The 10741-nt window shown below is 73.7% G+C and carries 12 protein-coding genes; 3 read left to right on the top strand and 9 right to left on the bottom strand.

The window, feature by feature from the left end; translation table 11 throughout:
- Positions 1-137 precede the first annotated feature (137 nt).
- From RM812_RS39470 to RM812_RS39460, 3 genes are all read right to left on the bottom strand, one after another.
- On the bottom strand, positions 138-1784 hold the full coding sequence (locus RM812_RS39470) for a PucR family transcriptional regulator (protein ID WP_311585380.1): 1647 nt from the start codon (positions 1782-1784) through the stop codon (positions 138-140).
- A gap of 9 nt (positions 1785-1793) precedes the next feature.
- The gene (locus RM812_RS39465) at positions 1794-2561 is read right to left on the bottom strand and encodes a barstar family protein (protein WP_311585378.1); all 768 of its coding nucleotides are present in this window, start codon (positions 2559-2561) and stop codon (positions 1794-1796) included.
- Positions 2562-2782: 221 nt separating this feature from the next.
- On the bottom strand, positions 2783-3643 hold the full coding sequence (locus RM812_RS39460; RefSeq protein ID WP_311585376.1) for a Rossmann-fold NAD(P)-binding domain-containing protein: 861 nt from the start codon (positions 3641-3643) through the stop codon (positions 2783-2785).
- An 82-nt stretch (positions 3644-3725) separates the two neighbouring features.
- Between RM812_RS39460 and RM812_RS39455 the strand changes: the two genes are divergently transcribed.
- Positions 3726-4661, top strand: coding sequence for an AraC family transcriptional regulator (locus RM812_RS39455; RefSeq protein WP_311585374.1), 936 nt, complete (start codon positions 3726-3728; stop codon positions 4659-4661).
- Between the two features lie 10 nt (positions 4662-4671).
- The gene (locus RM812_RS39450; RefSeq protein WP_311585372.1) at positions 4672-5361 is read left to right on the top strand and encodes a helix-turn-helix transcriptional regulator; all 690 of its coding nucleotides are present in this window, start codon (positions 4672-4674) and stop codon (positions 5359-5361) included.
- On the opposite strand, the gene RM812_RS39445 is transcribed toward RM812_RS39450, so the two are convergent.
- Entirely contained in the window at positions 5341-5745 is a 405-nt protein-coding gene (locus tag RM812_RS39445) for a VOC family protein (protein ID WP_311585369.1), read from the bottom strand. The two genes, RM812_RS39450 and RM812_RS39445, sit on opposite strands and share 21 nt — an antisense overlap.
- Positions 5746-5839: 94 nt before the next feature.
- Here RM812_RS39445 and RM812_RS39440 point away from each other — a divergent pair, with 94 nt between their 5' ends.
- A complete protein-coding gene (locus RM812_RS39440; protein ID WP_311585367.1) occupies positions 5840-6565 on the top strand; it encodes a hypothetical protein in 726 nt (241 codons plus the stop codon).
- Between the two features lie 34 nt (positions 6566-6599).
- On the opposite strand, the gene RM812_RS39435 is transcribed toward RM812_RS39440, so the two are convergent.
- The 5 genes from RM812_RS39435 to RM812_RS39415 all read right to left on the bottom strand — a co-directional run bounded on the left by RM812_RS39435 (position 6600) and on the right by RM812_RS39415 (position 10487).
- The gene (locus RM812_RS39435) at positions 6600-7454 is read right to left on the bottom strand and encodes an ABC transporter permease (RefSeq protein ID WP_311585365.1); all 855 of its coding nucleotides are present in this window, start codon (positions 7452-7454) and stop codon (positions 6600-6602) included.
- 11 nt (positions 7455-7465) lie between these two features.
- Entirely contained in the window at positions 7466-8392 is a 927-nt protein-coding gene (locus RM812_RS39430; RefSeq protein WP_311585363.1) for an ABC transporter ATP-binding protein, read from the bottom strand.
- The gene (locus RM812_RS39425) at positions 8389-8802 is read right to left on the bottom strand and encodes a transcriptional regulator (RefSeq protein WP_311585361.1); all 414 of its coding nucleotides are present in this window, start codon (positions 8800-8802) and stop codon (positions 8389-8391) included. The genes RM812_RS39430 and RM812_RS39425 overlap by 4 nt, the downstream gene beginning before the upstream one ends.
- Positions 8799-9305 (bottom strand): hypothetical protein, encoded by a 507-nt coding sequence (locus tag RM812_RS39420; protein WP_311585359.1) that lies wholly within the window; start codon positions 9303-9305, stop codon positions 8799-8801. Before RM812_RS39420 ends, RM812_RS39425 begins: the two co-directional genes overlap by 4 nt.
- A 120-nt stretch (positions 9306-9425) precedes the next feature.
- Entirely contained in the window at positions 9426-10487 is a 1062-nt protein-coding gene (locus RM812_RS39415) for a LacI family DNA-binding transcriptional regulator (protein WP_311585357.1), read from the bottom strand.
- Positions 10488-10741 lie beyond the last annotated feature (254 nt).

Raw genomic sequence — 10741 nt, 5'->3', positions numbered from 1 at the left:
TCTCCGCCGCGAAGTCCTCCAGATCACACCGGACCGCAGCCAACTCCCCACCCAGCACACCCGGTCAACGACACGACCAATCAAGAAGACACGCCACCACGGACCGCACATGACCAAGCACTACTAGGTGCCCGCGTCTAGGGCACGTGTCGGCGTGCGCGCAGCGCCAGGCTCAACGCCAGGACGGTCTGCGGGTCGTCGAGGTCCGTGCCCAGCAACTCGCCGATCCTCGCCAGCCTGTTGTAGAGCGTCTGCCGGTTGAGGTGGAGTTCGCGGGCCGTCTCCGCCTTGCGGCCCGCGTGTGCCAGGTACGTCTGGAGGGTGGGCAGCAGGGGCGGCCTGGAGCGGTTGTCGTGGTCGCGGAGCGGACCGATGGCCCGGTCCACGAAGGCCGCGAGGTCCGGATGGTCGCGCAGCCGCCACAGCAGCAGGTCGATGTCGAGGCGCCGGGCGTCGTACCAGGGCCGGTCGGTGAGGCCCTGCGCTGCGGTCGCCGTCTCGGCCGCGTGCCGGAGGCCCGCCGACGCCGCCGTCCAGCCGCCGGCCATCCCGACGACCACCACGGGCGGCTGCGACCCCGGCGGTCGCATCCCGGCCCGCTCCACGCCCGCCCGCAGCGCCGCCGCCACCCGGTCCGCGACCGCGGCCCGTTCCGACTCCGAGCGCAGGCCCAGCAGGAGCGGGACCCGGCCCTCCACCGGCCGTACGCCCAGCAGGACCGGTACCCCCACCGTCGCCAGCTCCTCGGCGACCGCGCGTGCCAGTACCGCCCAGCCGCCGCCGGCGGGGGACAGGGTGTCGCCGAGCCGCATCACCACGGGGAGCAGCGGGCTGCCACCCGGCTTGAAGCCCAGGACGCGCGCCTGCGCCGGGGCGTCCGCCGCGGTGATCCGGCCCTCGGCGAGGTCGGTGAGGAAGTCGCCGCGCCCGCGCGCCGCGAGCTCCTCCTCCTGCCGCGCCTGCATGAGCACCACCGCGAGGATGCCGGCCGCCCGCTCCGCCGCCATCCGGTGCACCGGCGCCAGGGGGGACCGGACCGGCAGCAGGACCAGGCGCGCGCGGACCGAACCGGCGCCGGGGCCGCCGCCGGGCACGTCCACCAGGACCGAGCCGGCGGGCGGCGGGGCGTCCTTGTGAGGGCCGCGCAGCCCCTCCCACACCTGGAGCGGGTCGGCGCCCTCGGGGCCGGACCCGGCGGCGTAGAGCAGGCGGCCGTCGGGAGTCTCCAGGAAGACGGGGTTGTCGCCGAAGTCGGCGAGGATGCCGAGCACCTGGGGCACTCCACCACCGCCGAGCAGCGCCTGCGTGCAGCGGCGGTGCACCTCCTCGGCCCGCTGGAGCAGCGCGTAGTGGCCGTTGACGATCTCGGTGTGGATCTCCTCGGTGACCGTCACGAACGGCACCTCGCGGTGCAGTTGGACCAGCGGCAGCCCGGCCGTACGGGCGGTGTCCACGAGCGCCGGGGGGAGCCGGGCGAAGCGGGGGCCGAGCTCCACGACGAGGGCGGCGATGCCGCGCTCCGCGAGGGTGCGGACGAAGGCGCGTTGTTCGGCGGGGCGGGTGCCCAGGCCGTAGCCCGTGGTCAGCAGGAGTTCGCCGCCCTTGAGGAGGGACGCGATGTTGGGCACTTCGCCGGCGTGCACCCAGCGCACCGTGCGCAGCAGGCGGTCGGCGCCCGCGACGACCTCGGGGAGTCCGCCGCGCAGCCCGGGCAGTTCCAGCGCCCGCTGTACCGTGATCCCGGCGCTCTGGGTGTCGAATCTGGTGTCCCGGCCGCTGTCCATGAGCGGACGCTACCCGGCGCCTTCCTCCGGTGTCGCCGTCACGCCGTGCTCCCGGAACAGTGACATCACGAAATCGGTGAACTCGTCTCCCAACGCCTCACGGGAGGACGCGAAATCCTGCCACACCAGGTGGAACGGGGCAGCGTTCTCCCGCCGCACGCTCCGGAGGCAGTCGTCAAGACCTCCGGTGCTCGAACCGAAGTACCCGCCGGGTCCGTTGACCGCTTCTCCCAGGGCGCAGTGGAAAGCGGCCGTCGTGGTGATTCCGGAGCCGTCGAGCACTACTGTTCCAGCGGTTCCGTACCGGGTCGCCCTCCGCCCGCTGGAGAACCAGGAGGTCTGCACGACGTGCAGCCAGCTCTCGTGCCAGTCGGACGGATGCCGAGCCCATTCTCCGCGCTCGACGCCCCTGGCCCATTTCTTCCAGATCTCGCCTGCCCTGGGGTACTCCCACGTGTATCCGGAGAACTCCACATCGGGATACTCGTCACCGCTCACGACCGGCACCTCGCGGGAAACGGTCACCACCCTCCCGAGGTAGTAATCCCCGATCGCCCTCCCCCGCCGGTCGACGACCTGGAGCACCGCTTCCTCGGTCTTCCGCCGAAGGCGGTCGATCAGGTGCACCCTGACGAAGGTGAACCTCTCCGGCTGCTCCTGACCGGGTTCCACGAAGAAGCCCCGAATGTCCTCGGCGGCCAGCAGGACATTCCCCGACTCGTTGTCGACGAGTCGGTAGAGAATGTCCATGGAGTTCTCGAAACGCGTGGATTGCATGCAGAGACAGATCTGTCCGTGAGATTGCCCGGGGCGGGGGACGGAGGAACCGGAACCTAGTGCCGCGGCAGGCAACGTTCGCCCCGTCGCGACGCCCGGCACGCCCTCTCGCCGCACCGGCCGAAAGCCCAAGTACATCCAGTACGAGGGCTTCCGGCCGGCACGCCGAGAGCACGCACCGGACGCCGCTCCTTCACGGGCGAACGTTGCCCGCCGCGGCACTAGCCCCGGCCTGACGGGTCCGGGACCCACGTCCCCGACGCCGCCTCCTCCCGGACGAAGTCCCCGAAGTCCCTCGGCGCGCGGCCCAGTACCTCCCGGACCCCGTCCGACAGACGGGCGTTGCGGCCGTCGAGCAGGGAGCCGAACAGTTCCACGAGGAACGCCACCTCCTCCTCCGGCACCCCGAACCCGGCCAGGTTCTCGCCGTACTCCTGCGGCGTGACGGGCCGGTACGTCAACGCGCGGCCCGTCTCCTTCGCGATCCCGGCGACCGCCTCCCCGAAGGTCAGCAGCCGCGGCCCCGAGACCTCCAGCACCTGCCCGGCGTACCGCTCGCCCGAGGTCAGCGCCGACACCACCACGTCCGCGACGTCCCGCAGGTCCACGAACGGCTCCCCGACCGCACCGGCCGGGAACACCAGCTCCCCGCGCTCGCGCAGCTCCTCCACCAGCGGTCCCTCGCTGAAGTTCTGCGCGAACCAGGCGGCCCGCACGACCGTCCAGTCCACGCCCGCCTCACCCAGCGCCTCCTCGGTGGGCCGGGCCTGCTCCTCGCCCCGCGCCGACAGCAGCACCAGCCGCCGTACGCCGAGCCCGGCCGCCTCCCGGGCGAGCGCCCCGACCGCCCCGGCGGCGTCGGGCGCGCCGACGTCCGTGGGGTGCGCGAGGTAGGCCGCGTCGGCGCCGCGCAGCACGTCCGCCCACGTCGAGCGGTCCCGCCAGTCGAAGCCGGTCGCCCGGGACGCCGCCCGCACCGTGAGCCCGGCCGCCCGCGCCGCCTCGGCGACCCGCCGTCCGCTGCGGCCGGAGGCCCCCGTCACCACGACCGTCATGTCCGCCTGCGTACTCGTCTCTGTCATGGCCCCAGTCAACCGCCGGGCGCCCGGCGTTCCCATCGCCCAGCGACTCGCCGGCATACGCGTACGTCTACGCTGTGACGCCATGGACGCACTCGCCGGCCTGCTGGAGGGCCCCCGCGCCCGTGGCGCGTTCATGATCCGCGCCTGTTTCGACCCGCCGTGGGCCGTGCGCGTCGAGGACCGGGCACCGCTGACGGTGATGCTGATGGTCCGCGGCGACGCCTGGATCGTGCCGGACACGGGGGAGCGGCTGCGGCTGCGGGCCGGGGACCTCGCCATCGCACGCGGACCCGACCCCTACACCTGCGCCGACGACCCCGCCACGGCCCCGCAGGCGGTGATCCTGCCCGGCGGCGCGTGCGGCTACCCCGACGGGCGCCCCCTCAACGGCTCGATGGACCTCGGCGTACGCACCTGGGGCGACCGCCCCGACGGCGAGGCGGTCCTGCTCATCGGCACCTACCTGGTGCGGGGTGAGATCGGCGGCCGGCTGCTGGACGCCCTGCCGCCGCTGCTGTCCCTCACCTCCGACGTGTGGGACTGCCCGCTGACGCCCCTGCTGATGACGGAGGTCACCCGGGACGAGCCGGGCCAGGAGGTCGTCCTGGACCGCCTCCTCGACCTGCTGGTCATCGCCGCGCTGCGGTCCTGGTTCGCCGGTCCGCGGGCCGACCCGCCCGCCTGGTACCGGGCCCTGGGCGACCCCGTCGTGGGACGGGCGCTGCGGCTGGTCCAGGACGACCCGGCGCACCCCTGGACGGTGGCGTCCCTCGCCGCCGAGGCCGGGGTCTCCCGCGCCGCGCTCGCCCGGCGCTTCACCGACCTGGTGGGCGAACCCCCGATGGCGTACCTCACCGGCTGGCGCCTGGCCCTCGCCGCCGACCGGCTGCGCGACACCGAGGACACCCTCGGCGCGATCGCCCGCCGGATCGGCTACAGCAGCGCGTTCGCCCTGTCCACCGCCTTCAAGAGGGTGTACGGCGTCAGCCCGCAGGAGTACCGCACGCCGGCGGCGTAGCCTGGCACGCGTGTACGCGGAACGCGCCTCCCGACTGACCGGCGCGGTGGTGTGGACCAACACCCCGACCGGGCCCGGCACGGGACGCGTCCTGCCCGACGGCTGCATGGACCTGCTCTGGTACGACGGCCGGCTGCTGGTCGCGGGCCCCGACACCCGCGCCCACGTCACCGACGGTGCCCCCGGCCGCTGGACGGGCATCCGCTTCTACCCCGGCACCGCTCCCACCCTCCTCGGCGTCCCCGCGCACGAGCTGCGCGACCGGCGCGTCGACCTCACCGACCTCTGGCCGGCCGACCGGGTACGGCGCCTGACTGCGCAGGTGAACGCGGCCCCCGACCCGGCGAGCGGCCTGGAGGAGGCGGCGCTGTCCCGGGCGGCCGACACCGAGCCCCCCGACCCGTTGCTGCGCCGGATCGTGGCCGCGCTCGACGCGGGCCGTCCGGTCGCCGCCACCGCCGACGAACTCGGCCTCGGCGCCCGCCAGTTGCACCGCCGCTCGCTGACGGCCTTCGGCTACGGCCCCAAGACGCTGGCCCGGGTACTGCGCCTGGGACGCGCCCTCACCCTGGCGCGCGACGGCACCCCCCTCGCCGAGACGGCCGCCCGGGCGGGTTTCGCGGACCAGGCACATATGGCGCGGGACGTGAAGGAGTTGGCGGGCGTGGCACCCGGAGAGCTACTGGGACTGCGAGGTTAGCGGCGCGAACAGGTCGACGCCGTTGCCGTCCGGGTCGTTCACGACGGCGTACCGCTGCCCCCAGTCGGCGTTCCAGGGCTTGAGTTCGCCGTGGCACCCGGCGCCGGTCAGCTCCTCGTACAGCGCGTCCACCTCCTCGGGGGCGTCGCAGAGCAGGGCGAGCGAATGCCGCCCGCCACCGGCCGTCGGCTGCCATCCGGGGTGGAAGGAGCGGACGGACTCCTCGGTGTCGAGCAGCAGCCGGATCCCGCCCGGCAGCTCGGCCTCGGCGTGCGGCTGGGTATCGGCGCCCTCGGGGAAGGCGAAGCCGATCCGGCGGTAGAAGGTCACGGACGCGGCCATGTCGGAGACGACGAGGCCGATGGCGTTGAATCGTGCGGTCATGGGGCCACCGTAGGCAGGGCGTGCGGGGCCGGTCTTGAAGGAATCGGACACGGGACGAGGCGGCAGTGGAACGCCTGTGCGGCAGGATGGGCGCATGAACCGTCGCGTGCGCGTCCTGCCGCTGTTGCTGACCCCGCTGCTGCTCACCGCATGCGGTACGGAGGAGCCGGCCGAAGACCCGGTCGCCGCCGCCACCGTTGTCGCCAGTGCTTCCGCCACCGCTTCCGCCACCGCTTCCCCCACCGCTTCCCCCACCGCTTCCCCCACCGCTTCCGCCGCGTCGGAGGAGGCCCCTCCCGCACCCGGCGAACTCGAGAACCGGGCGAAGGCGCTGGGCATGGCTCCCGAACTGGTCCACGTCACCCGGGTCCCCGGTTTCACCCTGGCCCAGCAGTCCGTCGGCGTGATCGGTGACGACGGCTTCTCCGCCACCTACGTGGCCGCCTCGGGAGCCATGGTCCGCCTCGCCGTCGAGTGGGGCTCGATGAGCGAGGACACCTGCCGCAGCCAGCCGGTGGGCGACATGAGCGGCGAACGGACCACATGCGAGTCCGAGGCCGGGATGTTGTACCGCACGGGCGGCGGACGGCACGAGTACGCGCTGCCGAAGAGCGGGCACGTGGTGAAGGTGTCCGCCGACACGGACGAGGTGTCGCGCGAGGTCCTGCGCGGCGCCGCCGCGTCCGTCCACCGGCCCGGGGCCGCCGAGGCCGCGGCCACCCTGCCCTCACCGCGGCCCGCCACCACACCCGTGGAACGCGGCGACCTGCCCCGGTTCGGCGACGGGGCGCCCGACAACAGCGTGGACATAGGCGGCTGAACGCCCGCGGCACTCCCGCCGGTGACCGGCCTGTCTAGGCGGGCATCGCCCCGCTCCGGGCCGCCTTGCGGTGGCGTGCGGTCAGGCGGGAGCCGGACTCGCGACGGGCGGCGCGGCGCAGGAGGGGTACCGCGAGGAGGAACCCGAGGACGGTCCAGGCCGTCAGTACCAGGGCCACCATGGGCAGTTCCCAGGAACCGGCCGCCTCGGCGGCCTGCGCGGAGTCCGGCAGCAGCGCCGAACGCAACCCCTGTGCCATCCACTTGAGCGGGAAGACGGAGGCCACCTGCTGCACCGGCACGGGCAGGGAGGTGATCGGGAACACCGCTCCGGAGGTGAACAGCAGCCCCATCGTGGGGAGCATGACCAACGCCAGTGCCTCGCGCGGGTTGGGAAGCACGGCGCCGATGGCCGCGCCCAGCGGTACGACGGCGAGCAGTCCGAGCGTGGTGACCCACAGCAGCGTGAGCCACTCGCCCGGCCCGTGCGGCAGTGGCCCGTCCACCAGCAGCGCCGCTGCCGCCAGGAGCAGGGCCAGCGTGCCGACCGCCGTGGCGACCACCAGCAGGCACTTGGCGATGAGGTACGCCGGTATCCCGCCGGGTGTCGCGCGCAGCCGCAGCAGGGCGCCCTCCTCCCGCTCGGTCACCAGCATCTGCGGGAGGTTGATCAGCCCGATCTGGAACAGCAGATAGGCCGCGAAACCCGCGAGCACCAGATGGGCCATCGGGGTCCGCGTGCCGGGCACGTCGTCGCCGATGTAGCCGGCGATCAGCAGGGCGACGACCACGTTGCTCAGGTGGCCGGACATCTCCTTCGGGTTGCGCAGGAGTTGGCGCAGCTCGATGCCGCCGCGCTGGAATCCGGCACGTCGGTGGTTCGTCGTCATGTGCGTCCCCCTCATGCTGCCTCCGTCTCCCCGTCCACTGCCCGGTCCGCCGCCTCGTCCGTGCCGTCGTCCGCCCGGTGCACCATGTGCAGGTAGGTGTCCTCGAGCGTCGGGCGACGGACCTCCAGTCCGGCGATCGGGCCCGCCGCGTCCCGGTGGAGTTCCCAGACCAGCCGGGAGGGGTCCGCGGTGCGTTCGCGGCGGGGCGTCCCGTCGTCGGCCGTCCAGCGGACCTCGGCCTGTGCGGCGGCCCCCCGGGCCAGTTCCGACGGGGTGCCGCAGGCCCGGATCCGGCCGCCGACCAGCATGGCGATGCGGTCGGCGAGCCGCTCGGCCTCCACCAGGTCGTGCGTGGTGAGCAGGACGGTGACGTCCTCGTCGCGGGCCAGCCGTTCGACCAGGAGGTGGAACTCGCGCCGTGCCTCCGGATCGAAACCGGTGGTCGGTTCGTCCAGGAAGAGGAGTTCGGGGCGGCCGACGATGCCGAGCGCGACGTCCAGCCGCCGGCGCTGGCCGCCGGAGAGCCGGTTCACCTGCCGGCCGGCCTGGTCGGTGAGGCCGACCAGGGCCAGCAGTTCGGCGGGGTCGCGCGGGTCGGGGTAGTACGTGGCGAAGTGCGTCAGGAGCTCGGCGACCCGCCAGCGCGGGTGGTCGCGCCAGGACTGCAGGACCAGTCCGATGCGGGCGCGCCAGGCGTCGTCGCCCCGCTCCGGGTCCGCCCCGAGGACGGTGACCTCTCCGGAGGAGCGCTGCCGGAAGCCCTCCAGGATCTCGACGGTGGTGGTCTTTCCGGCGCCGTTGGGTCCGAGGAGGGCGAAGACCTCGCCGCGGTCGATGTCCAGGTCGATGCCGTGGAGGACGTCGACCTCGCCGTACGCCATGGTCAGGTCGCGCGCCCGGATCACGGCACGGGCGGGTGCGTGCTCGTGCCGCGTCATCGTCCTGCCTCCGAGTGCTGCCGACGCGGTGGTGCCGCCCCGGTCGCCGTCGTCGCCCCGGTCGTCGTGGCCCCGGTCGTCGTGGCCCCGGCCGTCGTCGCCCCGTTCGTCGTCGGCCCGGCGCCCTCGACGATCGCCCGGAGCGCCGCCACGTGTCCCTCGAAGGCGGTGCGCCCCCGGCCCGTCAGCCGCACCCTCGTACGCCGCTTGCGGCCGCCGCCCTCCTTGCGGATCTCCAGGTACCCGGCCTCCTCCAGGGTGTGCAGCTGTTTGGAGAGCGCGGAGTCGCTGAGCGAGAGGCTGTCGCGGATGAACGCGAAGTCCGCCCATTCGGTGGCGGCGAGCAGCGCGACCACCGACAGCCGGGTGGCGGGATGGATCAGTTCGTCGAAGCCGGCGGGGATGCTCATCGGCCCGTCACCTCGCGGCCCGTCCGTCCACCGCTGCCGCGCAGCGAGCCGGCCGCCCAGCGGGTCGTCGGTCCGACGAACAGAAGGAACACGGCGGCCGAGACCGTGGCCCGGATGAGACTCGCGGACATCGGTTCCAGTGACTCGACCAGCCGGCCGGACAGCAGGACCGTCCCGCCGGTCACCACCGCCCCCCCGACGAACGAGGCGAGCATCCGCCAGTTGGCGCGGGAGTGGTGCAGCCGCACCCGGCTTCGTCGGCTGCACCGCACGGCCAGCGCGCTCAGGAGCGCGACGTACCCGGCGAGTACCGGCCAGAGCCCCCACCGGGGCAGGTCCAGTCCCGTGACGGCGAGGAAGACCCACATGATCGCGGCCGTGGCGTAGGTCGTGCCGGGGCCGCCGGACGCGGACCGCTCGACCTCGTCGTACACCCGCTCCTGCGGCACACGGATGCGCTGCAGGTCTCGCCATGCCTGTTCGGCATCCACCGGTGCGCTCACAGCCACCGCCCTCCTGTCCCGCTCTACTTTCCTACTGGGAAAGCTATCTCTGGCTTTCCTCGTAGGCAAGTCGGCTGTGAGGGGGGCGACGGCCGGGTGGTCGATGCGATCGGGATTTCCTCAGGTGCCGCGCGGTGGTGCCGTGCTCGCGCGTTCCACGAGGCGGGTCGAGAGCTCCGTGCGGGTGCTTTCGGGGTGGTGGCCGTCCATCATGCGCAGCAGCAGGCGCAGGGCCGTGGCCGACATCTCCGACAGGGGCTGGCGGACCGTGGTCAGGGCGGGGGTGACCCAGCGGGCCTCGGGCAGGTCGTCGAAGCCGACCACGCTCATGTCGTCCGGCACCGTCAACCCCCGCTCGGCCAGCGCCTCGTAGACGCCGAGGGACATCGCGTCCGAGCAGACGAACACGGCCGTCGGCGGGACGGGCAGCTCCAGCAGTTCCCGCATGCGGCGGCGGGCCACGGCCCGGTCGAAGCCGGCGTGGCGGACGTACTCGGGACGATGGCGCACACCCGCCGAGGTGAGGGCCGAGCGGTAGCCGGCGACCCGCGCGCTGCTGCACAGCTTGCGCCGCTGACCGGCGACGACGGCGATCCGCTCGTGCCCGAGGCGCAGCAGGTGCTCGGTCGCCGTCACCCCGCCCTGCCAGTTCGCCGCACCCACGGACACCACGCCCGGCGGCGGTTCCACCGCCGGGTCGATCATCACGAACGGGATGCGGTGCTGCTCCAGCCAGGCGTACTGGGTGGGGGTCAGCTCGGCCAGGTTGAACAGCACCCCGGACGAACCGCGCACGACGAGCCTGTCCAGCCAGCCGCGCTCCGGCCGCAGGTCTTCCCGGGGCCCCGACCGGGCGCGGTTCAGGCCCGCCGTGACGACGACCTCCAGCCCCGCGTCGTACGCCGCCTCCTCCACCCCGTGCAGCACCGCGCCCGACCAGGAGCTGTCCAGGGAGTGCACGACGAGGTCGACCATCCGGGGCGCCTTCGCGGCGTCGAACCGGGGTCTGCGCACGTAGCCGAGCCGGTCCAGCGCCTCCGTGACGCGGCGGCGGGTCTCGGGTGCGACGTCCTCGCGGCCGTTGACCACCTTGGACGCGGTCGGCACCGAGACCCCCGCCTCGCGGGCCACCACCGCCAGCGTCGGCCCGGCCGACGTGCTCGCACTCGCCGTACGGGCCATGCGTCAACCACCTCTCCGGCCCGCCCGGGGGCCCGGGGATAGAAAGCGCTTCCTATTCTAGGTTTGCCGGACTGCGGACGGGAAGACCATGGACTGCCGGGGTCCGGCGGCTAGGGCCTGTCTGACCATTCCCGCCTGCCTCGCGACGCCATGCACGCACTCTCGCCGCACCGGGCGCAGAGCCGAGTACATCCAGTACGAGGCTCTACGCCCGGCACGCCGAGAGCACGCACCTGACGCCGCGAGGCCGCCCT

Source organism: Streptomyces lancefieldiae (genome assembly GCF_031845825.1).
GTDB classification, from domain to species: domain Bacteria; phylum Actinomycetota; class Actinomycetes; order Streptomycetales; family Streptomycetaceae; genus Streptomyces; species Streptomyces lancefieldiae.
This window is presented reverse-complemented; position numbering and strand designations above follow the sequence as displayed.